The 23769-nt window shown below is 73.3% G+C and carries 13 protein-coding genes; 9 read left to right on the forward strand and 4 right to left on the reverse strand.

Annotated elements, in window-relative coordinates; translation table 11 throughout:
• The first annotated feature begins 82 nt into the window (after nucleotides 1–82).
• The 5 genes from pulA (at nucleotide 83) to HHX37_RS17070 (ending at nucleotide 11750) form a co-directional block, all read left to right on the forward strand.
• The gene (gene pulA, locus HHX37_RS17050; RefSeq protein WP_259406530.1) at nucleotides 83–5791 is read left to right on the forward strand and encodes a pullulanase-type alpha-1,6-glucosidase; all 5709 of its coding nucleotides are present in this window, start codon (nucleotides 83–85) and stop codon (nucleotides 5789–5791) included.
• A gap of 577 nt (nucleotides 5792–6368) precedes the next feature.
• On the forward strand, nucleotides 6369–7343 hold the full coding sequence (locus tag HHX37_RS17055; protein ID WP_396776075.1) for a sensor histidine kinase: 975 nt from the start codon (nucleotides 6369–6371) through the stop codon (nucleotides 7341–7343).
• A 123-nt stretch (nucleotides 7344–7466) separates the two neighbouring features.
• A complete protein-coding gene (locus tag HHX37_RS17060; protein ID WP_310740409.1) occupies nucleotides 7467–9548 on the forward strand; it encodes an N-acetylneuraminate synthase family protein in 2082 nt (693 codons plus the stop codon).
• Complete coding sequence (locus tag HHX37_RS17065; RefSeq protein WP_182886037.1) at nucleotides 9545–10495, forward strand: glycosyltransferase family 2 protein; 951 nt, start codon at nucleotides 9545–9547, stop codon at nucleotides 10493–10495. Before HHX37_RS17060 ends, HHX37_RS17065 begins: the two co-directional genes overlap by 4 nt.
• The gene (locus HHX37_RS17070; RefSeq protein ID WP_310740410.1) at nucleotides 10488–11750 is read left to right on the forward strand and encodes a polysialyltransferase family glycosyltransferase; all 1263 of its coding nucleotides are present in this window, start codon (nucleotides 10488–10490) and stop codon (nucleotides 11748–11750) included. Before HHX37_RS17065 ends, HHX37_RS17070 begins: the two co-directional genes overlap by 8 nt.
• Here HHX37_RS17070 and HHX37_RS17075 read toward each other — a convergent pair.
• Nucleotides 11740–12312, reverse strand: a complete 573-nt coding sequence (locus HHX37_RS17075; protein WP_310738046.1) for an XRE family transcriptional regulator — start codon at nucleotides 12310–12312, stop codon at nucleotides 11740–11742. The genes HHX37_RS17070 and HHX37_RS17075 overlap by 11 nt on opposite strands.
• A 74-nt stretch (nucleotides 12313–12386) precedes the next feature.
• Here HHX37_RS17075 and HHX37_RS17080 point away from each other — a divergent pair, with 74 nt between their 5' ends.
• Entirely contained in the window at nucleotides 12387–13607 is a 1221-nt protein-coding gene (locus tag HHX37_RS17080; RefSeq protein ID WP_310740411.1) for a benzoate/H(+) symporter BenE family transporter, read from the forward strand.
• Nucleotides 13608–13701: 94 nt separating this feature from the next.
• Here HHX37_RS17080 and HHX37_RS17085 read toward each other — a convergent pair whose 3' ends face one another.
• Nucleotides 13702–16572 carry an ATP-binding protein gene (locus HHX37_RS17085; protein WP_182886038.1) on the reverse strand — a complete coding sequence of 957 codons (2871 nt, stop codon included), beginning with the start codon at nucleotides 16570–16572 and terminating at the stop codon, nucleotides 13702–13704.
• 184 nt (nucleotides 16573–16756) lie between these two features.
• On the opposite strand from HHX37_RS17085, the gene HHX37_RS17090 reads away from it, so the two are divergent.
• The 3 genes from HHX37_RS17090 (at nucleotide 16757) to HHX37_RS17100 (ending at nucleotide 19669) form a co-directional block, all read left to right on the forward strand.
• The gene (locus HHX37_RS17090) at nucleotides 16757–17113 is read left to right on the forward strand and encodes a VOC family protein (protein WP_182886039.1); all 357 of its coding nucleotides are present in this window, start codon (nucleotides 16757–16759) and stop codon (nucleotides 17111–17113) included.
• Nucleotides 17114–17190: 77 nt separating this feature from the next.
• Nucleotides 17191–17802, forward strand: coding sequence for a glyoxalase (locus HHX37_RS17095; RefSeq protein ID WP_182886040.1), 612 nt, complete (start codon nucleotides 17191–17193; stop codon nucleotides 17800–17802).
• A gap of 208 nt (nucleotides 17803–18010) precedes the next feature.
• A complete protein-coding gene (locus HHX37_RS17100; protein WP_182886041.1) occupies nucleotides 18011–19669 on the forward strand; it encodes a TIGR03767 family metallophosphoesterase in 1659 nt (552 codons plus the stop codon).
• A 47-nt stretch (nucleotides 19670–19716) separates the two neighbouring features.
• Here the strand turns inward: HHX37_RS17100 and HHX37_RS17105 are convergent, their stop codons facing one another.
• Both HHX37_RS17105 and HHX37_RS17110 read right to left on the reverse strand, forming a co-directional pair.
• Nucleotides 19717–21495, reverse strand: coding sequence for a hypothetical protein (locus tag HHX37_RS17105; protein WP_182886042.1), 1779 nt, complete (start codon nucleotides 21493–21495; stop codon nucleotides 19717–19719).
• A 107-nt stretch (nucleotides 21496–21602) separates the two neighbouring features.
• The gene (locus tag HHX37_RS17110; protein ID WP_182886043.1) at nucleotides 21603–22958 is read right to left on the reverse strand and encodes a glycoside hydrolase family 30 protein; all 1356 of its coding nucleotides are present in this window, start codon (nucleotides 22956–22958) and stop codon (nucleotides 21603–21605) included.
• Nucleotides 22959–23769: the final 811 nt, after the last annotated feature.

Raw genomic sequence — 23769 nt, forward strand, 5'->3', positions numbered from 1 at the left:
CGGGTCACGAGGCGACTGGAATGTTTCTGGAAATTTCAGCAAATGCTTGCACCAACGTGGTCAGGACAGTAGCTTCCGGGCCATGGTGACCCCCCAGCACCGGCGCGGGCGCGCGCCCCTCGCGGCACTCTCGGCCACGGCACTGGCCGCCGCGCTCCTCGCCGCCCCTCCCGCCACCGCCTCCGCCACCACGTCCCTCACCACGTCCCCCACCGCCGCGCCGCCGGACGCCGAGCTCGCCCGGGACGCGCTCCGCGTGGACCTGTCCCGGGAGCGCCTCTACTTCGTGATGACCGACCGGTTCGCCAACGGCGACGCCTCCAACGACCGCGGCGGGCTGACCGGCGACCGGCTGACGACCGGGTTCGATCCCGCCGACAAGGGCTTCTACCAGGGCGGCGACCTCGCCGGGCTGATCTCCAGGCTCGACTACGTCAAGGGCCTCGGCAGCACGGCCATCTGGCTCACGCCGTCGTTCAAGAACCGTCCCGTGCAGGGCACCGGGGCAGAGGCCAGCGCCGGCTACCACGGCTACTGGATCACCGACTTCACCGCGATCGACCCGCACCTCGGCACCAACGCGCAGATGAAGAGCCTCGTCAAGGAGGCGCACAAGCGCGGCATGAAGGTGTTCTTCGACATCATCACCAACCACACCGCCGACCTCGTCGACTACGCCGAGAAGACGTACGGCTATCGCGGCAAGGCCGCCTATCCCTACGTGGACGCCTCCGGCCGCGTCTTCGACGACCGCGACTACGCCCTGCGCGACGACTTCCCGAAGGTCACCGCGAAGTCCTTCCCGTACACGCCGGTGGTGCGGGCGAGGTCGAAGGTGCCGTCCTGGCTGAACGACCCGACGATGTACCACAACCGGGGCGACTCGACCTTCTCCGGCGAGAGCTCCGAGTACGGCGACTTCTCCGGCCTCGACGACCTGTGGACCGAGCGTCCCGAGGTCGTCAAGGGCATGACGGACATCTACCGGACGTGGGTGAAGGAGACCGGGATCGACGGTTTCCGCATCGACACCGCAAAGCAGGTGAACCTGGAGTTCTGGCAGCGCTTCGCGCCCGCGCTGCACACGTACGCGGCCAGGCTCGGCAACGACAGGTTCTTCATGTTCGGTGAGGTCTACACGTCCGATCCGGCCGTGGAGAGCCGATACTCGACCACGGGCACGCTCGACGCCACGCTCGACTTCGGCTTCCAGGAGGCGGCCCGCTCCTACGCGGCCGGCGGCGACGCCGCGGGCCTGAGCAGGCTGTACGCGGCCGACGACTACTTCACCGACGCCGACTCCAACGCCGCGTCGCTGCCGACGTTCCTCGGCAACCACGACATGGGCCGCATCGGCTACTTCCTGAAGCAGGCCGCCCCGTCGGCCGGTGACGCCGCCCTGCTCGCCCGCGACCGCCTCGCCCACCAGCTCATGTATCTCACCCGCGGCCAGCCGGTGGTCTACTACGGCGACGAGCAGGGCTTCACCGGCGACGGCGGCGACAAGGACGCCCGGCAGACCATGTTCGCCTCGAAGACCGCCGACTACCTCGACGACGACCTCATCGGCACCACCGCCACCCACGCCGCGGACAACTACGTCACCACCCACCCGCTCTACACCTCGATCGCCGAACTGGCCCGGCTCCGCGACCGCTATCCCGCGCTGGCGGACGGCGCGCAGATCGAACGGCTGGCCGACGGCGGTGTGTACGCGTTCTCCCGGCTCGGCGCCAGGGAGCGGGTCGAGTTCGTGGTGGCGCTCAACAGCGGCACGGCCGCCAGAGCCGTCCAGATCCCCACGTACTCGGCCGGAGCCTCCTTCACCCAGGTGTACGGGGGCACGCAGGCGATCACCAGCGCGGCGGACGGAAGGCTGGCCGTGACCGTGCCGCCGCTGACGGCCGTCGTCTTCCGCGCGGACAGGGCCCTCGCCGCTCCGGCGGCGGCTCCGCGGATCTCCCTCACGCTGCCGGGGACGGCACTGCGCGGAACCGCCGGCGACGGCCGCGTGCCGATCTCGGCGGAGGTGCCCGACGGCGGCTTCGCCCAGGTCACGTTCGCCGTCAAGGCGGGCGACGCGCCGTGGCGGGTGCTCGGCACCGACGACGCGCCCAACGGCCGCGTCTACCGGGTGTTCCACGACCTGACCGGCGTGCCGGAGGGCACCCCTCTCACGTACAGGGCCGTGGTGAAGGACGCGGCGGGCCGGTACGCGGGCGCCACGGCGGCCGCGACCGCCGGACCGGAGCCGGCCGGGGAGGAGCCGGGCGCGGTGAAGCGCGACCACCTGGTGGTCCACTACCGGCGCGACGGCGGCGACTACGACGGCTGGGGCCTGCACGCCTGGGGCGACATCGACCAGACGGTCGAGTGGGGCTCGCCGGTCGCCTTCGAGGGCGAGGACGCCTTCGGCCGCTTCGCCTGGCTCAAGCTGAAGCCGGGGGCCACCGAGGTCGGCCTGATCACCCACAAGGGCGACACCAAGGACCAGGGCGACCGGATGGTCAATCCGGCCCGTACGGGCGAGGTGTGGCTCACCGAGGGGAAGCCCGGGGTTTACGCCTCCCGGGCCGCCGCCCAGGGCTACGCCACGATCCGCTACCACCGCCCCGACGGCGCGTACGACGGCTGGGGCCTGCACCTGTGGGGCGACGCGCTCGCCGACGGCGCGGGCACCGAGTGGGCCTCGCCGCGCCCGCCGGACGGCACGGACGCCTTCGGGGCCTTCTGGCGGGTGCCGCTGAAGGACGCGGACGCGCCGCTGAACTACATCGTGCACAAGGGCGACACGAAGGACCCCGGGCCGGACCAGTCGTTCGTCCCCGCCCGGCAGCCCGAGGCGTACGTCAACGCGGGCGAGAACGCGGTCCACGCGAGCGCGGCGGCGGCCCGGCACGTCGCGGTGCTGCACTATCACCGGGCCGACGGCGACTACGACGGCTGGGGCCTGCACTTCTGGGGCGACGCGGCCGGGTCGGTCGAGTGGGGCGACCCGCTGAAACCGGCCGGGAAGGACCTCTTCGGGGTGTACTTCGAGGTGCCGCTCAAGGAGGGCGCGCGGTCGCTCGGCTGGATCGTCCACAAGGGCGACGTCAAGGACCAGCAGGCCGACCAGTCGCTCGACCTCGCGATAACCGGCAACGAGGCGTGGAAACTGTCAGGTGTGGACGGATACCTGCTGCCGCAACCGCCGGCCTCCGGAGCGGACGCCGACCTGTCGAAGGCCACGGCCCAGTGGATCGACCGCGACACGGTGGCCTGGAAGGGCGAGGTCGCGGCGGCGAACCACTACGCGCTGGCCTACTCCCCCAAGGGCGACATCGCGTACGAGAAGGGTGATCTCACCGGCGACGTCCACCTGATCCGGCTGGCCCCCGGGCAGTTCAGCGACGCGCAGAAGGCCGCCTGGCCGCACCTGGCGGCGTACGGCGCGCTGAAGGTGGACCCGCGCGACGCCGGTCTCGTGCGCGACGCGCTGCGCGGTCAGGTCGTGGCGGTCGAGCGCGGGCCCTCGGGCGCGCTGCTGACCGCCACCGGCGCGCAGATCCCCGGCGTGCTCGACGACCTGTACGCCGCGGCCGCCAGGGCCCCTCTGGGGCCGACCGGCGGCGGCGCGCTGTCGGTGTGGGCGCCGACGGCCCGCACCGTCGAACTGGCCCTCTACGACGGCCCGTCGGCCGGCCGCCGGACGGTTCACCCGATGCGCAGGGACGACGCCACCGGCGTGTGGTCCGTCGCCGGCCCGCCGTCCTGGCGGGGCAGGTACTACACTTACCTCGTCACCGTCTACGCCCCGGCCGCCGGGAAGATCGTGACGAACGAGGTGACCGACCCCTACAGCCTGTCGGTGTCGGCCGGGTCGGGGCGCAGCCAGATCGTGGACCTGGACGACCGGGCGCTGCGGCCGGACGGCTGGACGGCGCTGCGCAAGCCCCCGGCGGTGCGGCAGGACCGGGCGTCGATCTACGAACTGCACGTGCGCGACTTCTCCGCCTCCGACGCCACCGTGCCGGCCGCCGAGCGCGGCACGTACAAGGCGTTCACCGAGACGGGCAGCGCGGGGATGACCGAGTTGCGGAGCCTGGCGAAGGACGGGCTGACCCACGTCCACCTGCTGCCGGTCTTCGACTTCGCGACCGTGCCCGACCTGGCGGCGGATCGCGCCGAGCCGGGCTGCGACCTCGCCGCGCTGCCGCCGGACTCCGACCGCCAGCAGGCGTGCGTCGCGGAGACGGCCGCCAAGGACTCCTTCAACTGGGGGTACGACCCCCTGCACTACACGGTGCCGGAGGGGTCGTACGCGACCCACCCGGACCGGCGGATCAGGGAGTTCCGCGAGATGGTCGCGGGGTTGAACGGCGCGGGGCTGCGGGTGGTCATGGACGTGGTCTACAACCACACGCACGCCGCCGGGCAGGACCCGGGCAGCGTGCTCGACCGCGTCGTACCCGGCTACTACCAGCGGCTCATGGACGACGGCACGGTGGCCACCTCCACCTGCTGCGCGAACACCGCCCCGGAGCACGCGATGATGGGCCGCCTCGTGGTCGACTCGATCGTCACCTGGGCGCGGCAGTACAAGGTCGACGGGTTCCGGTTCGACCTGATGGGTCATCACCCCAAGGCGAACATCCTCGCCGTGCGGAAGGCGCTCGACGCGCTGACGCCGGACAGGGACGGCGTGGACGGCAGGTCGATCATCCTGTACGGCGAGGGCTGGGACTTCGGCGAGGTCGCGGGTGGCGCCAGGTTCGAGCAGGCCACGCAGGCCGCCATGGCCGGGACCGGGATCGGCACCTTCAACGACCGGCTGCGCGACGCGGTGCGCGGCGGTTCGCCGTTCGACGCCGACCCGGGCGTCCAGGGCTTCGGCTCCGGCCTCGCGGACCGGCCCGGCGACCGGCTCGCGCACTACGAGGACCTGATCAGGCTCGGGCTCGCGGGCAACCTGCGCGACTTCACGTTCACCGGGTCGTCGGGCACGCCGGTGAAGGGCTCGCAGATCGACTACAACGGCGGCCCCGCGGGATACGCCGCCACGCCGGGCGACGCGGTGACGTACGTGGACGCGCACGACAACGAGACGCTGTTCGACGCTCTGGCGTACAAGCTGCCGCGGGACACCCCGATGGCCGACCGGGTCAGGATGCAGACGCTGTCGCTGGCGACGGCCCTGCTCGGCCAGGGCACGGCGTTCGTCCACGCCGGAAGCGAGCGGCTGCGGTCCAAGTCGCTCGACCGCAACTCCTACGACTCGGGCGACTGGTTCAACCGGCTGCTGTGGGACTGCGAGCGGGGCAACGGCTTCGGGGCCGGCCTGCCGCCCGCGAAGGACAACGAGGCGCGCTGGCCGTACGCGCGGCCGCTGCTGGCCGATCCCGCGCTGCGGCCGGACTGCGCGGCGATCGGGGCGGCCCGGGCCGGGTTCGGCGAGCTGCTGCGGATCAGGTACTCCTCCCCCGCGTTCTCGCTGGGCTCGGCGGCGGCGATCGCCCGGCGGGTGACGTTCCCGCCCTCGGGGACGCCCGGAGTGATCGTCATGCGGATCGACGCCGCCGGCGCCGACCCCGCGGTCAAGGCGCTCTACGTGGTGTTCAACGCCACCGCGCAGGCCGCCGCTCCGGCCGTGCCCGGCGTCAGGGGCGCCCAGGTCGCGCTGCACCCGGTGCAGGCGGCGTCGGCCGACCCGGTGGTGCGCCAGGCGGCGGCCGACCCGGCGAGCGGCGTCCTGCGCGTGCCCGCCCGCACGGTCGCGGTCTTCACCGAGGCGTCCGGTAATGCACCATAAATCCGTCTTTGGATAAGTTTGGTGTTCTATTGCCGCTCTTGCGAGTTTTTCGCGTAATGACCATGGATAGCCTCGGGTGATGCTCGTTCCCAAGCACCCCCGGTCACTCCGAGCCCGGCTGACGCTGATCGCGGCCGGGCTCGCGGCGTGCCTGCTGATCCCGATCGCGGTCGTGCTCAACGTGCTCGTGCGGCACGCGGTCGCCGAAGGGATCTGGAACGAGAGCCTGGACACCGCGAGCCGCGTCGCGGCCTCGGTCCGCGACGGCAGCCTGACCAATCCGGTGGCGACCGGCGGCAACGGCATCGACCTGGTGGAGGTGGTCAGCTCCGACGGCCGGGTGATCGCCAGCAGCGCGGGAGCCGACGGCGTCCACCGGCTGAGCCCGTTACACCCCGCCGCCGACGGCGACGTGACCCAGACGACCTCCTGCGCCCCCCACGGCCGCGACTGCCTGTACGTGACGGTGGTTCGCGTCTTCCCCGGCCCCGGCTCCGACTTCGTCTACGCGGGCCGCGCCGCCCCGGCGGTCCTCACCAGCCCCCTGGGCCTGCCGTCGCTGCTCCTGCTGGCCCTGATGCTCGCCGCGCTCTCGGGATGGGCCGCCTGGAAGACGGCCGGCCGCGTGCTGCGCCCGGTCGAGGCCATCCGGTCGGAGCTCGCGGGGATCAGCGGGAAGAACCCCGGCTCGCGGGTGCCCGAGCCGCCCGGCGACGACGAGATCGCCCGCCTCGCCAGGACCGCCAACGACGCGCTGGCCCGGCTCGACACCTCGATCCAGCGGCAGCGGCAGTTCGCCGCCGACGCCTCGCACGAACTGCTCACCCCCATCTGCGGGATCCGCGCCCAGCTGGAGAGCGCGCGGCTGCATCCCGAGGACACCCCCGAGGCGGTCCTCGCGGCGCTGCGCGACACCGAGCGCCTGGAGGCGATCGTCTCCGACCTGCTCCTGCTCGCCCGCATCCCCACGGTCCCCGAGACCGCGAGGGAGGAGGTCGACCTGTCGCATCTGGTCGTCGCCGAGGTCGACCGGCGGCCGGGCCGGTTGCCGACCCAGCTGCACGAGACGCCGGGGGTGATCATCTGGGGCATGCGCCGGCACCTCGCCCGGGTGGTGGCCAACCTGCTCGACAACGCCGAGCGGCACGCGCTGACCGGGGTGTCCGTGTGCGTCGAGCGGGCGGGTGACGAGGCGGTCCTGTGCGTGCGCAACGACGGCGGGTGCATCCCGGAGGCGGACCAGGAACGGATCTTCGAACGGTTCTACCGGACCGACGCGGCGCGCAGCCGCAGCCGGGGCGGCACCGGCCTCGGCCTGGCCATCGCCCGCGAGGTCGTGGAGGCCCACGGAGGGTCGATCCGGGTGGAGAACGTCGAGGACGGCGTGCGGTTCGTGCTGCGGCTGCCGCTGGCGCCCGACCAGCCGGACGGGCCGCCGGGACCCGGCGGCCAGGACGCGCGGCCGGACGGCGAGGACGCGCGGCCGGACGGCGAGGACGCGCGGCCGGACGGCCGGGACCGGCGGCCCGGAGGCGAGGACACCCAAAGTTAAGACCGGCGCCCCTGCGCGTTCAGCCGGGCAACCCCCAACGGGACAACCTGCTGGCTAGTTTTCTCGACACCCCGCCCCCCAGGACCCCCGGGGTTCCCGATGTCGCAGGTGAAGGAGTCACTCGTGCGAGTGCTGGCAGTCGTCCCCGCCAGAGGTGGTTCGGTGGGCGTCCCGCTGAAGAACCTGGAGAAGGTGGGCGGCATTCCGCTCGTGGCCCGCGCGGTCGACGCCTGCCTGCGCGCCGAGCTCGTGGACGAGGTGGTCGTCAGCACCGACCACGACCTGATCGCCCGGGCGGCCGAGGACGCCGGGGCCCGCGTGGTGCGCCGCCCCGCCGACCTCAGCGGCCCGACCGCCTCCAGCGAGTCGGCCGTGCTGCACGCCCTGTCCGAGACGCCGGGCGAGGACCCGGAGATCGTCGTCCTCGTCCAGTGCACCAGCGCGTTCATCGACCCCCGCGACCTCGACGCGGCCGTGGGCAGGGTGCTCGGCGGCGAGGCCGACTCGGTCTTCTCCGGCGTCGAGACCTACGAGTTCGTCTGGACCGGCGCCGGGCACGGGGTGAACCACGACCCGGCCGTGCGCCCGCGCCGCCAGGACCGCGAGCCCCACTTCCGGGAGACCGGCGCGTTCTACGTGATGCGTACGGCGGGCCTGCGCGAGCGCGGCCACCGGTTCTTCGGCACCGTCGCGGTCCAGCCGGTGCCGAGCCGGCACGCGGTCGAGATCGACGTCCCGGAGGATCTGGAGATCGCCCGGGCGCTCGCCCCGTTCGTGGACGAGCCGCTGCCCATCGACGTGGACGCGGTCGTCACCGACTTCGACGGCGTGCACACCGACGACCGCGCGTTCGTCGACTCCGAGGGCCGGGAGATGGTCGCCGTCAGCCGCTCCGACGGCATGGGGATCGCGCTGCTGCGCCGCGCCGGGGTGAAGACGCTCGTGCTGTCCACCGAGCGCAACCCGGTCGTCGCCGCCCGCGCCGCCAAGCTCGGTGTGCCGGTGGTGCAGGGCCTCGGCGCCAAGGACGCCGCGCTGCGCGCGTGGCTCGCCGCCGAGGGGCTGGACCCCGAGCGGGTCGCCTACGTCGGCAACGACGTCAACGACCTGTCCTGCATGGCGATGGTCGGCTGGCCGGTCGCGGTGCCCGACGCCCACCCCCGGGTGCGCGCCGCCGCCCGCGTCGTGCTGTCGGCCCCCGGCGGAGCTGGAGCGGTGCGCGAACTGTCCGACCGGGTGCTCGCCGCCCGCCCGGCCGCCGCCCTCGAACCCGCCCCCGAGACGGTCCCCGCCCCCGTTCTCCCGGCGTACGGCGCGGCCCCGCTCGCGGAGCCCCGGCCGGTGCGGATCGGCAGGTCGCTGGTCGGGCCCGGGCAGCCGGTCTACGTGATCGGCGAGATCGGCATCAACCACAACGGCGACGTGGAGATCGCGCGCAGGCTGATCGACGTGGCCGCCGACGCCGGCTGCCAGGCGGTCAAGTTCCAGAAGCGGACGCCGGAGATCTGCGTGCCGCTGGAGCAGCGCGACCAGATCCGGCAGACGCCGTGGGGCGAGATGACCTACATGGAGTACAAGCTCCGCACCGAGTTCGGCGCCGACGAGTACGCCCACATCGCCAAGTACTGCGAGGAGCGCGGCGTCGACTGGTTCGCCTCGCCCTGGGACGTGCCGTCGGTGGAGTTCCTGGAGAACATGGACGTCGTCGCGCACAAGGTGGCCTCGGCCTCGGTGACCGACCACGAACTGCTCCGGGCGCTGGCGGCCACCCGCAAGCCGGTCATCCTGTCCACCGGCATGTCGACGATCGAGGAGATCGACGCCGCGGTGGAGATCCTCGGCACCGAGCGCCTGGTGATGATGCACGCCACCTCCACCTACCCGCTGCCTCCGGAGGAGGCCAATCTCCGCATGATCACCACGCTGCGGCAGCGGTACGGCGTGCCGGTCGGCTACTCGGGGCACGAGCGCGGGCTGCAGATCTCGCTGGCGGCCGTGACGCTGGGCGCGGTCACCGTCGAGCGGCACATCACGCTCGACCGCACGATGTGGGGTTCCGACCACGCCGCCTCGCTGGAGCCGAGCGGCCTGGAGCACCTCGTCCGCGACATCCGGATCATCGAGGAGTCCCTCGGGGACGGCGTCAAGCGGGTCTACCCCGGTGAGGAGGCCCCGCGGGCCCGCCTGCGCCGGGTCACGGCGTGATCACCCTTTCCGTGATCGTGCCCGTCAGGGACGGCGAGGCGTACCTCGGTGACGCCTTGGCGTCCCTGGCGCGCAACCGGACGCGCGAGTTCGAGACCGAGGTCGTCGTCGTCGACGACGGCTCGGCCGACGCGACGGCGGACGTCGCCGAGGACTTCCGGCGCGACCTGCCGGGGCTCTCGCTCGTCCGCAACGCGGTGCCGCTGGGGCTCGCCGACGCGCGCAACACCGGGCTGAAGCTGGCCTCCGGCCGGTACGTCACCTTCCTCGACGGCGACGACTGGCTCGCGCCGGGCTACCTGCCCCGGCTGGTCGCGGCGATCGAGGGGCTGGGCTGCGACTTCGTCCGGGTGGACCACGTGCAGGCCGAGGGCCGCAAACGGGAGACGCACCGGGCGCCGCAGCCGCGCCGCGGGGTGGTGCTCGACCCGCGCGAGAGCATCCTGCCGGCCGGGCTCAAGACCATGGTCGACTACCCCTACGCCTGGGCCGGGATCTACCGGCGCGAGCTGGGCGACCTGCTGGCGTTCCCCTCGGGCCTGCACACCGCCGAGGACCGCCCGTGGATCTGGCGGCTGCACCGGCTGGCCCGGTCGTACGCCGTGGTGTCCCTCGCCGGGCTGTTCTACCGGCGGGGGCTCCCGGCCTCGCTCACCCAGATCGGCGACGAGCGGCAGCTGCACTTCTTCGACGCCTACGACATCGTGCTGGACGAGGCCGAGCCGCGCTACCTGCCCAAGGCGGCCCGCAACCTCTGCGCGCTGCTCGCCCACCACGCCGAGCTGGCCGAACGGTTCACCCCGGCCGTACGGGCCCGGTTCGACGAGCGGGCGCGGGCGGCGCTCGCCCGGCTGCCGCGCGAGACGCTGACCGAGGCGCTCGGCGGCCTGGAGCCCGAGCGGGCCGCCCTGCTCGGCCCCTACCTTCCCGGAGGCCCGAGTGCCTGACCCGACGCTGTTCTACGCCTCCACGCTGTTCGGCGCGATGACGCTCGCCGCGGCGATCGACGAGGGACGGTTCGGCGGCGGGCCCAGGGTCCTGCTGGTGTCGAACAACGCGGCGATCCCGGAGGTGACCCCGGCGCCGGACGAGGCGCCGGGGTTCGCCGCGTTGCGCGGGGCGTTCGACCGCGTGCTGTCCTGGAACGAGATCATCGCGCCGCTGCACCCGTCGGACTGGAAGCCCCGCTCGATCGAGACTCCCATGCTCGGCCGCCTGCTGCGCGACCTGCTGGGGGAACCCGGCGAGCTGGTCCTGGAGTCGATCGCGGTGCCGCCGGCGCGGACGCTCGCGGGCCTGGTGAAGGACTGCCCGATCACCGTCTACTCCGACGGGCTGATGAGCTACGGGCCCACCCGCGACCCGCTGCCGCAGGAGATCGCCGGCCGGATCGGCCGGCTGCTCCACCTCGATCTCGTCCCGGGTTTGGCCCCCCTGCTGCTGGCCGAGCACGGCGTGCCGGCCGAGGCGCTGGCGGACGCGTCGTTCACGCGGGTGACGGGCCGGGTCGCGGAGGCGGCGGAGGCGGCCCCCCGCGCCGAGGCGATGATCCTCGGGCAGTACCTGTCCTCGCTGGGCCTGCTCACCGCCGCCGAGGAGGCCGGGCTGCACGAGCGGATGCTGCGCGGCCTGGCGGCGCGCGGCCACCGCACCGTGCTGTTCAAGCCGCACCCCGCGGCCGGGCGGCGGCACGCCCGCGAGCTGCGGCCGGTCGCCGCGGAGCTGGGCGTCGAGCTCCGGGTGGCGCCGGAGACGACGCCCGCCGAGGCGTGCTTCGCCGCGCACCGCCCCGACCTGGTCGCCGGGTGCTTCTCCACCGCGCTGGTGACCGCGCGGCGGCTGTTCGGACTGCCGGTCGCGGCCGCCGGAACCGGCCTCGTGCTCGAACGGCTCACGCCGTACGAGAACAGCAACCGGATCCCGGCGACGATCGTGGACGCGACGCTGCCCCGGCTGGAGGCCGACGGCACGATCGCCGAGCCGCCCGCCCTGGACCTGCCCGCCCTGGTCGGGGCGGTCGGCTACTGCATGCAGAGCGCGGCGCACCCCGGGCTGCGGGAGGCCGCGGCGGTCTACGTGCGCGACCACGGCCCGGCACGCTACTTCAAGAAGCGCAGGCTGGAGGCGCTGGGCCTGATCGAGCCCCCGCCTCCCCCGCCCGCGCAGCCGGCCTCACGCCTGCGCCGCCTGCTCACCCGCTGAGCGCCGGCGGGTCGTGGGGGGTGCGGATGAGGAGGATCGCGTGCGCCTCCTCGCCGCCGAGGGCCGCGTAGACATGGGGGACGTCCGCGGCCCACGAGATGTGCTCCCCCGCGGCGGCGGTCAGCGGCGTGGCGGCGGGGCCCGTCCTGATCGTCCCCTGGACGACCGAGAGGTGCTCGGTGACGCCGGGCGGGTGCGCGGGCGAGGTCTGCTCGACCCCGGCGAGTATCCGCAGCCGGAGCATCTCGTAGGTCGCGCCCGGCTCCCGGAACACCTCCAGCAGGGTGGAGACGACGGCCGCGCCCCGCACCGGCGAGGCCGCGCCGGCCGGAGCGCCGGGGTCCAGCGTCAGCGCGCTCATCGGGACCGACAACGCGCCCGCGATCGCGTACATCGTCTCCAGCGTGGGGTTGCGGGTCCCGTGCTCGAGCCCGGACACGGTGGCCTTGCCGACGCCTGCCCGGCGGGCGAGCTCCGACAGCGACAGCCCGCGTGCCTCCCGCAGCCCGCGCAGCCGCCGCCCGATGGCCGGGTCGAACCGGCTTGTCCCGTCTGCACCCACCTGGCTATGGTGACACCTGAAATCGTTCCGTAAACGGAACGCTCGTGGTTGTGGCCGGATTCCAGGGAGGAACGGTGCGGATCCTGCAGCCGGTGCTCGCCGGACTGGTCAGCGCCGTCGTCGGTTACGCCAGCTCGTTCTCCGTCGTCCTCGCCGGCCTTCAGGCCGTCGGGGCCGACCCGCGGCAGGCGGCCTCCGGCCTGCTCGCGCTGTGCGCGGGCATCGCCGTCGCCGCCGCGGTCCTCTCCGTCCGGCACCGGATGCCCATCGCGATCGCGTGGTCCACTCCGGGCGCCGCGCTGCTCGTCGCGACCGGGCAGGTCTCCGGCGGCTACCCGGCGGCGATCGGGGCCTTCGCCGTGTGCGGTGTCCTGACGGTGCTCGCCGGGCTGGTCCCGTGGCTGGCCCGCGGCGTCGCCGCGATCCCGGGCCCCATGGCGGCGGCCATGCTCGCCGGCGTCCTGCTCCCGCTGTGCACCGCCCCGCTCCGCGCGATGGTGGACGTCCCGCTGCTGGCGGGACCGGTCACCCTGACCTGGGCGGTGCTCATGCGGTACGCCCGGCGGTGGGCGGTCGCCGGGGCGCTAGTCGCGGCCGTGGCCGGCCTCGCGATCGGCGGCGCCGCGTTCCCGGCCGCCTCCCTGCGCCCCGAACCGGTGTTCACGATGCCCGCCGTGACCCTGCCGGCCCTCGTCGGCATCGCACTGCCGCTGTTCCTGGTGACCATGGCGGGACAGAACGTGCCCGGGGCGGCCGTTCTGTCGACCTACGGCTATCCGGTGCCGCTGCGCGGCGCACTGGTGACGACGGGACTCGTCAGCACGGCCGCCGCGCCGTTCGGCGGGCACGCCGTCAACCTCGCCGCCATCACCGCCGCCCTGACCGCCGGACCCGACGCCCACCCCGACCCGGCCCGCCGCTGGACCGCCACCCTGGCCCTCGGGGCCGGGCAGCTCACCCTCGGGCTGGGCGCCGCCTTCGCCACCGCGCTCGTCGTGGCCTCACCGCCGGTCCTGGTCACCGCCGTGGCCGGGCTCGCGCTCCTCCCGGCCCTCGCCTCCTCTCTCGCCACCGCCTTCACCGGGACGGAGCGGCGGGAGGCGGCCGCGGTCACCTTCGTCGTCACCGCCTCGACGACCTCCTTCGCGGGCATCGGATCGGCCTTCTGGGGACTGGTCGCCGGATCGCTCGCGCTCCTGCTCACCCGGCGCCGTACGGCACCACGGCCGCCCGAGCAGCCGATGCCGGCCGAGCCCGCGCCGCACGCGGAGACCGGGGCGGCACGCCCGGCTTAGATGACGGGCGTCAAGGGGATCGGGAATCGCCGGCGTGCGGCGCGCCGAGCCGGGCTCTCCGGCGCCACGCCCGCCGGGCGCGGCCGCGAAGTCGTCATCGGCTCCGGGCAGGGGCCATCGGGGCGAAGCCGAGGCCGGCGAGCACGGCCTCGCCGCGCTCGGCATGGGGGCCGCCGGCGAGCACCATGGTCCGTGCGGACTGGTAGCGGCAGCCGGCGGCGTCGAACGCGTCCGCCGTGGCCAGCAGCGCCTCCCGGTCGCCGTCGAGCAGGGCTCCGGCCCGCTCCACGATGGCGCCGGCGACCGGGTTGCCGGCCACGACGGTGCGGGCCTCGGCCAGACGGTGGCGGGCGCCGGGGCTCCCGGCGAGCACGGCGGCCTCGGTGCGGAGCGCGACGTACCAGTGGTGCCAGATCCAGGTGACCCACTTCCACACCTGCCCGGCCTCGGGCGCCATCCGTTCCAGCGCCTCCGGCGCCCGCCCGCGGTGCAGCAGGAGCAACGCGTCGAAGACGGCCCCATAGCCGTAGGTGCCCTCCGGAGGGGTGCCGAGCCGCTCCAGGACCTCCTGCCACTCGCGCCGGGCCCTCCGGTCGTCGCGCAGGCCGTGGATCATCGCCACACCGGCCGCCGCCGGGCGGAGGATCGACAGGGCGGGGCCGCCTGCCCGCCGCCACGCGTCGAGGAACCGGACGCTGCCGGCGAGCACCTCGGCGACGTTGCCCGCCAGCGCGTCGACCATCAGCAGCCGGCAGGTGGCGCGGTGACCGACCTCCGCCAGCGATGGGTGGCCCGCCAGCCGGCGTGCCCATCGGCGGGCGCCCGGCACGTCCCCCGCGCCGAGTCCCGCCTCGGTGACCATGGCGAGCGCGTCGACCAGCTCGTGGGTGCCGGCCGGCGAGATCGGCAGGGACGACAGGAGCGCGATCCGGCGCCGGGCCGTGCCGGCGGCGGCGAACGTGTCCCCGGCCCAGCTCTGCGCGCCGATGAGCGCGTCGAGCGCGGCCGACTCGGCGAGCGGGTCGCCGGTCCGGCGGGCGAGGTCGACCGCGTGCTCGGCGCGCGCGATCGTCTCCGGCACCTCGTTCTCCGACGGTCCCTGGGCGGCGCCGAACGCGTCGGTGAGCACCCCCGCCTCGGCCAGCGCCACCGCGGCCCGCGCGGCCGGATCGTCGCCGGCGCGCTCCCTCGCCTCACGGACCAGCGCGAGCGCCTCCTCCCGGGACGGGAGCCGCACGAAGGTGGTCGAGAACCGGAACGCGACGGTGGCGGCGGTCGCCAGATCGGCGGCGGCGCCGGCACTGTCGCCCGAGCCGCGGGCGGTGTCCGCGGCCGCGCGACGCAGGCGGTACATGTCATCACCGATCGTCCGGCAGCCGGCCGCGGCCGCGGCCTGCCGGAGCATCGACGCCCTGCCGGCGGGGTCGCCCGCGAGTTCGGCCGCCTGCTCGTAGCGCCGCTGGGACTCGCCGGTCAGGTGCCGGGTGAAGGTCAGCTCCGCCAGACGCCGGGCGAGCTCGTACGCGTCCGCGCGGCGCTCCGGCCGGTCGGCCGCCCACGCCAGGGCCGCGCGGAGGTCGTCGGCCGCCAGGTCGAACCGGGCCCGCCAGTCCGCTTGTACGACCGTCAGGCCGGCGGCCTGGGCCAGGCACCAGCGCAGGTGCCGGGACCGGGCGTCGACCAGCTCACCGGCCTCGGCGAGCCGCTCCGTCCCGTACTGGCGGATGGTCTCCAACGCCCGGTATCCGGTCCCGGCCGGGGACGCGGTCACCACCAGCAGGCTCTGCTCGGCGAGCCGGGCCAGGCCGTCGGCGACGATTCCCTCATCGGCCGGACCCTCGTCGACTGTGTCCTCGTCGACTGTGTCCTCGTTGACTATGCCCGTGCCGACCGGGCCTGGCCCGAACCTGACCACCTCCGCGGCCGCCACGGCGGTGAACGGCGCCGTGAACACCGACACCTGCCGGAGCAGCGCCCGGTCGGCCGGCTCCAGCAGGGCGTGGCTCCAGTCCAGCGCCGCCCGCACCGAGCGGTGCCGCTCATCGGCGCGGGAGCCGCCGGTGAGCATCCGCAGCGGGTGGGACAGGGCCGCGGTGATGCCGTCGAGCCCGAGCGTGGGATACCGGGCGGCGGCCAGCTCGATCGCCAGCGCCATTCCGTCCAGCCGCGCGCAGATCGCGGCGATCTGGTCGCGCAGCGGAGGATCCAGCGGCCAGCCGACCGCCGCCGCCCGCTCCATGAACAACGCGACCGCGTCCGACTCGCCGTCGACGGCCAGTGACAGCGGCGGAACCGGATACACCCGCTCGAACGGCACCATCAGCCGGGCCCGGCTGGTCGCCAGCACCGTCACCCGAGGGCACGTCGCCAGCAGCCGCTCCAGAAACAGCGCAGCCCCGTCCGCCACGTGCTCGCAGTTGTCCAGCACCAGCAGCGCGTGACGGTCGGCCAGCGCGGCGACCACGGACTCGGTCATGTCACGGCCGGGCTGCTCACCGAGACCGGCCGCCCCGGCGACCGCGGTCGCGATCATGCCCGGATCGGTGACCGGGACGAGGTCGACGAACCACGCCCCGTCGGAGTACTCGCCGACGGCCTCCCCGGCCACCGCCAGCGCGAGCCGGGTCTTGCCCACTCCCCCAGGGCCGACGGCGGTGACCTGCCGGTGCGCCCTGATCATCTCGGTCAGCTCGGCCCGCTCGCTCGCCCGGCCGACGAACGAGGTCAGCGGGGCCGGCAGGACCGGCGCCGGATGCGAGGGAGCGGCGCCGGCCGCCTCGGGCGCACGCCGGGCGAGCGCCCGCCGATCCGGCACCCGCAGCTTGCGGAGCAGCGAGGAGACATGACTCTCCACGGTCCGCACCGAGAGGCACAGCCGTGCCGCGATCTCGGCGTTGCTGAGATGGGCGCCGACCAGCTCCAGCACCTCGGCTTCCCGAGGCGAGATCTCCGCTTCTGTACCCATTGGCCTCATTTTGGCGTATCCGCGCCGCGTTCCCATCCCCACCGTCCGCGATCCGTGCCGCCGATCCGTGGCCGGTTCCGTGGCCGGTTCCGTGGTCACCACGGATGTGGGCCCACCGGGCTGGAAGAAAGGCTGTGACCACGCACCCAGCGGGTCGACGCGACCCACCACCGAAGGAGTGACCATGACCGACGCCTCCCCCAACGTGATCAGGACCGTGCTGCACCCCGTGTCCGACCTGACCAAGGCCAAGGCGGTGTACGCGGCCCTGCTCGGCATCCCGCCGCAGACCGATTCGCCCTACTACGTCGGCTTCGACGTGGGGGGCCAGCACATCGGACTGGTGCCGGACGGCGGACCGCAGGGCATGACCTCGCCGGTGGCCTACTGGCACGTCCCGGACATCGAGGCGAAGCTGGCCGAGGTGGCCGCCGCGGGGGCCACCGTGAAGGAGGCCGCGCACGACGTGGGGGGCGGCCGCCTGGTGGCCACCGTCACCGACCCCGACGGCAACGTCCTCGGGCTCCTGCAGGACCGGTGAGCACCGGCCTTCCCCTGTCCCATCCGCGGCCCGTCCGCCGCCACGACGCCGAACCCCCCTCGCCCGAAGGACCCGTCATGACCTCTTTCACGTCCGTCACCCTCGAAGTTCCCGACCCCACGGCCGCCGGCGCCTTCTACGACGCCCTCGGTCTGGGCCCGTACGTGAACGTACGCGCCTCGGACGCGCCGGCGGACGGCTTCCGCGGGTTCGCGCTGTCGCTCGTGGCGTCCCAGCCGGGCGACGTCGACGCTCTCGTCGGCGCCGCCCTCGACGCCGGCGCCATGACGCTGAAGCCCGCCGCGAAGGGGTTCTGGGGCTACGGCGGCGTCGTACGCGCCCCGGACGGGACGATCTGCAAGATCGCGACCTCGAACAAGAAGGACACCCGCCCCACCGCCCGGCACGTCGACCAGGTCGCGCTCCTGCTGGGGGTGGCGGACGTCAAGGCCAGCAGGCGCTTCTACGCCGACCGCGGCCTGGCCGTGGCCAAGAGCTTCGGCGGCAGGTACGTCGAGTTCGACACCCCGGCGTCGGCGGTCACGCTGGCGCTCTACCCGCGCCGCGCCCTCGCCAAGGACACCGGCGTCTCCCAGGAAGGCACGGGATCACACCGGATCGTGATCGGCGGCGACGCCGGGCCCTTCACCGACCCGGACGGGTTCGTCTGGGAGGCCGCCTCCGCCTGAGGCGGGCGGCGGGCCCGGACAGCGCCCTTCTGAACGGCGGGAGAGCGGCAGACTTCCGGCCTGCTGCCGCCAGATGTCCGTATCACATACGGCCATATCTAGGCGTTATCTGGCTGGACGGCGTTTCAGCCGCGTTAGGCCGGGAGTCATTCCGACTGTCAAACATCCCCAGTGGACGTTCGCCTCGACGCCACCACTGGGGAACATCATGGATCCCGCCCTCAGCCGCCGCGCTTTCCTCCTCGCCTCCGGAGCGACCGCCTCGGGCCTCGCGCTGGAGATCGCACTTCCCGCCGGCCCCGCCGCCGCCTCGGCCGTGACGCCCTCGGTCACGACCCCCATGACGACGGTCCGCACCGTCGCCAGACCACACGGCACCAGCGGTTACCGCAGGCTGTCCGACGGCCCGGGCTGGCGGCGGGTGACCCGCACCGAACTGGCCGACGCCAAGAAGGACAGAGCCGAACGCCGTACGGTGCTGGCCTGCTTCGTCCAGTTCACCGACCTGCACATCACCGACGCGCAGAACCCGCAGCGCTACGAGTTCCTGCGCGCCGGAGACCTGGGCTCCTGGCGCCCGCAGGAGGCGCTGACCGCCGTCGGCGCCGTCTCACTGATCGAGCAGATCAACGCCCTGGGGCACGGCCCGGCCACCCGGGCGCCGATCGGCTTCGTCATGACCACCGGTGACAACACCGACAACAACTCCCGGATCGAGATGGAGTGGTTCCTCACCGCCATGACCGGCGGCCGCTTCACTCCCAACACCGGCGACCCCGGCGCGTACGAGGGCGTGCAGAACTCCGGCCTGGGCCTCTACTGGCAGCCCGACTCGGGCCTGCGCGACGTCGACAAGCGGGTGGGGTTCCCTCATCTTGACGGCTTCCTGAAGGCGGCCATCCGCGAGGTGAGCAGCCCGGGCCTGGCCGTACCGTGGTACTCCACCATCGGCAACCACGACCAGCTCTTCGGCGGCGCCTATTCCTCGGCCGGCGGTTTCTTCGCCGACCTGGCCACCGGCTCGCGCAAGCTGTTCTCCCTGCCCGCCTCCGAGGCCGGCGCCGTCTACCAGGCGCTGCGCCGGGGCGACCCCACGGGGGCCCGCTTCCGCGCGGCGTGGAAGCGCTACCGGGGCAAGACCCGCACGGTCACCGCCGACGAGCGCCGCGCCCCGCTGAGCCCGCACGCCTACATCGCCGCCCACCTCGACCCGGCGTACACCGGCTCGGGACCCGCCGGCCACGGCTACACCCGCGACAACCTCGACAGCGGCCGGCTGGACTACTCCTTCCGGATCGCCGACGGTGTCGTCGGCATCAGCCTGGACACCACCGACCGCGGCGGCGACTACCGCGGATCGGTCGGCACCCGGCAGCTCGCCTGGCTGGAGCGGACCCTGAAGACCCACGCCGACGACATCGCGCTGATCTTCAGTCACCACCCGAGCTGGGCCATGACGAACCTCACCCCCAACCCGGCCAGGCCCGGCGAGAAGCGCCACAGCGGGCAGGAGCTGCTGGCGGTGCTGAGGAAGCACGGCAACGTGGCCGCCTGGATCAACGGTCACTCCCACCTCAACAAGATCGTTCCGCATGGCGGCCTCTGGGAGATCTCCACCGCCTCCCACGTCGACTACCCCCAACTGGCGAGGGTCGTCGAACTGGCCGACAACCACGACGGGACGCTGTCGCTGTTCACCACGCTGGTGGAGTCGGCCGCGCCGCACCGCACCGACTTCACCGACCTGTCCCAGAGCGGCCTCGCCGCGCTCTATCGGGAGCTCTCGTTCAACTCCCCCGGCATCCGGAGCGGGCTGGCAGGCCTGCCCGGCGACCGCAACACCGAGCTTCTGCTGAAGAAGCGCTGACCGCGCGCGGGCGTACACTGGACGGGCCTACGTGCGCCCCGCACCGCTCACGGCCTCAGCTTGAGCCTCTTCCTCGACGAGCCCGGGAACACGACGACCAGGTGCTCCTCTCCCAGACCGCGGACCCGCACGTGGACACGGACCCGGTAGCGGCCCTTCCCCGCGATCGCCAGGTTCGGCATCGGGGCGCCCGCTCCCACCTCTCCGCCCTCGCCCATCTCCGGCACGGTGAGCCGGCCGCTGCGGCTGACGACCGGCACCTCGTCGACCTGATCCCACCCGGCCGTCCGCCGTGGCGGCGGGGTGCGGAAGGCCTTCACCGTGAGGCACAGGTCGGCGACGTCCTCGACGTGCCCGACGAGCACCGCGCTGCCGGCCACCCCGATGAGGGCGCTGTCGTCGAAGGACTTGTCCGTCGCCCGCTCCGCCGCCTCGCCGGCCGCTTCGTCCTGCGGGTCGTAGACCAGGTAGCCGGGATCGCCGTCGGCGAACAGGAAGTAGTTGGCGGTCGCCTGGACGACGCCCTTCGTCCGGGGCCACGGGTCGCGGCACTCGGCGTTCCGATCGGCGACGTAGGCGTCGTTCGCCGCCTTCGTCTCGGCGGTCGACCGCAGCAGCTCGGGATGGGTCGCGCCGACGATCTCCGGGCAGACGTAGACGAGGTCCCATGGGTCAGCGCCCCAGGCGGGCCGCGCGCTCCCGGCCCGGGTCAGGATCGCCTCCTGTTCCTCGCGGTCCTTCGTTCGGCACAGCGCCCGCCCGTACGCGAGGACCTGTTGGTCGGACATGCTGTCCGGGAACATGGGCGGGACTCCGCCGTCCGTGCTCCGCGCCCGGCACAGGAACGCGGCGTCGCGTTCCGCGGGTTTCAGGTCCCCGAAGCTGGGGCGGTCATAGCAGTTCGCCGACCAGCCGGTGTAGGCGAAGTGCGGGGTCTGCTCCGGGTGGATCATCGCGATGACCGGCAGCAGGGCCACGGCCGCCGCCGCGACGCGGATCATGCGCCGCCGCGCGGGCGGCAGGTCCGCCGGGCGGCCCTCGGTGGGCAGTTCACGGGCGGTCGCCGCGATCCACACGGTGCTGACGAGCCCCAGCGCGTCCATCATGACCGGTATCGCCAGATCGCCGCCGCTGGGAATCATCGCGAAGCGGACGTTGAGCGGGATCACCAGCACGCAGACGCCCACCGACACCCACCCGGCGGCCTGGGTGCCGCGGCTCCACCGGCCGTCGCGCCGCTGCCCGACGAGCGTGACGACGGTCGCCGCCACTCCGCCCAGCATCAGGCCCAGTTCGACGACGCCGCCCGAGCCGAGCTCCGGGAGGTCGAGTTCGTCGAGCAGGTCGTCGGCCATCCCGGCCAGCTCGACCGCGAAGATCGCTCCGGCCGCCGCGCGCAGCACGCGGGACCGCCAGCGGATGACGAGCAGGTAGAGGACGTCGATCGCGGCCCACAGCGCGAGCTGGAATGCCGCGTCGACCGCGTCGGGGAGCAGCGCGATCGGAAACCACAGCACGAGGGCGTACGCCACCGCCAGGTACAGCAGCAGGCGCAGCGCCCTCGCCCGGCGGTCAAGGAGTCCCGGCGCGGGGGCACGCAGGATCAGCCACAGCAGCGCGGCCTTCACCAGGGCGGCCACGAGCAGGGCCGCAGTCGTGGAGGTGCCGAACCCGCCGCGCGCGTAGAACCCCGCGAAGGCCGGCGGCGACCATTCGACGGCCACCCAGAGCCAGGCGTCGCCCAGCACCAGGCCCACGGCCGCCGCCGCGAGGACCAGGCCTGCCGATCCGATCCTGAGGATCCGCCAGAGACTGTCCGGAAGCACGGGACGCGATCTTAGTGCGGCACCGCCGTCCCTGCGGACACAGCGGAACCGGCGGTCCCGCGCCGCCGATCAGACTCCAGGATCTTCGTGCGCCGGGGCGGGACGGCTCAGCCCAGGACGATCGTCGTCAGGGCGCGCGGCGCGATCGTCACGCCCTTGCCCCGCAGGGGGATGGGGGCCACCGCGTTGTCCTGGTCGGTCAGGTAGGCCCGGGCCCGGCCGTGGCCCTTGATCTTGTCCCAGGTGACGGGGTCCGTACCCGTGTTGAGGATCTCGACGACGCGGGAACCGTCGGCGTTGCGGAACGCGGAGACCTTCAGGCCGGGGTCGGAGGCCGTCGCCCCGAGCCGCACCGCGCCGGGCCTGATGAACCTGCTGTAGGCGGCCATCGCCCACAGCCGCCGGGACACCTGGTAGGTCTGCGTCGCCGTGTCAATGCGGATGAACGCCCTGGTGGCCCCGCTCGAAGCGCCCAGCCAGTACACGTAGGCGGAGGCGCCGCCGAGCGTCAGCGCGTCGTTCACGGCCTGCGCGACCGTCATGCCGTCCTGGCCGCTGCCGTCGTCCCACTGCTCGTCCCACGTGCTGCCGCCGGGGCCCCACTCCGACATCCACGTGTGGCGGTCCGTCGGCAACGGGGAGGTCGGAGGACTGGCGTAGGAGTGGCCGGTGTGCACCCGCACCCAGCGGGCGGCCTCGGGGTCGGCCTCGATCGCCTCCGTGTATGCCTTGGCCTGGTCCCAGCCGAAGGAGTCGCAGCACGCCACCTTCACGCCCGCGGCCCCGGCCACCGGGCCGAGCACCTTGACGAACCCGGCGGCCTCCTCGGGGGTGAAGCGCATGGACTCGTAGCCGGCCGTCCAGTCGGGCTCGTTCGTGAAGCCCAGGTCGGTGATCCTGACGCCTTCCCGCGCGTAGAACTTCGTGTACTGCACGAGGTAGTTCGCGTAGGCCTGCTGCCACTCCGGCAGCAGCTTGCCGCCGTTCCTCGCGTCGCCGTTGTCCTTCATGTAGCCGGGCGCGCTCCAGGCGTCGGCGAAGAAGCGCCGCACGCCGTACCTCTGGGCGGCCTTGGCCATCCAGACCTGGCTGTTGTCGTCGCCGTCCCAGACGTACCTGGGCGGCGCCGTCGGGCCGCCCGGGTCCTCCGGCTGGATCGAGACCATCTGGTCGTACGGGCTGCCCGCCGGCCGCGCTCCGATGCCGAGCCGGAGAATGCTGAGCCCGGCCCCCTTCTGGCGGCTGAACCACAGATCGAGGATCTCCTGCTGCTTGTCCTCCGGCAGGGCCTTGATCAGCTCGTTGCGCCGGAACGCGGTGGAGACCCCGAACCCGTCGATCTTCTGGTACTTCACGCTGTCGTCGATGTCGATGTCGATGGTGACCGGCGACGCGGCCGCCGGCTGCGCCTGCCCGATCAGCGGAACGGCGAGCAGTGCGGCCGCGAGGACGTGTTTACGCATGGCTACTCCGGTGTCGAGGGGGTTTCCGCGCCTGCACAGGCACCTCGGAATCTGGGCAGGGCCGACGTCATGCGGCCGCGGCGCGGTTGCGGAACGGTCGGTGGGGGCTCGTGCCGAGGGCGACTCCGACGTGTGCGGGACGAACTCCTCTATGGCCGGACAGTCCCGGAACACTCACAGAAATAGCACGCCGAAACGTGTGACTCAATATGCCAGGCCGGATTTCCGAAAATTTCGGCGTAATTCGCCACGGAAAGGGGCGCCCGCCATCCTCCGGCCATTGCCGGCAGGGGGACGGCAGGGACGGTGCGGGTGTTCGGCTCGCCGTCCGAGCCTCCCCCACCGACCCGGGACGGGCGGGACGCACGCGTCGGGGAAATCGGCCTTCTGGGTCAACACCCCTGCTCACCGGCCTGATTGCGGTGTCGCGGGGGCGCGCCTCAGGGTGGCGCCGTGCCGACCACGGTACTCATGATGCTTGACACGTATCTGTAACCTGTCTACACTTCTGAACAGAAACTATCGAATTGGGTTCGAAACTTTTCGACGAGATTGGCCGGATGCGAATTTCCGGAAACCGTGTGACGAATGGTCACGCGGCCTTTTCGCCCTGACGCGGAATATCACCCGGCGTCTTACTACGGCAGTCGCAAATTCCTGGCTGACCGAGACATTTGCTCGGTCGAGGCGGGCACGGCGATGGAACCCGTGGGCACGTGCCGGGCGGCGGCGTCGCCAGCACAGCCGGCGTGTGGCATGACCGGGCGGATGTACGGGTTGCAGGACAGCGGTGAGCAGGCGCCCGATCTCC

The sequence above is a fragment of the Microbispora sp. H10885 genome (assembly GCF_014161415.1).
GTDB classification, from domain to species: domain Bacteria; phylum Actinomycetota; class Actinomycetes; order Streptosporangiales; family Streptosporangiaceae; genus Microbispora; species Microbispora triticiradicis.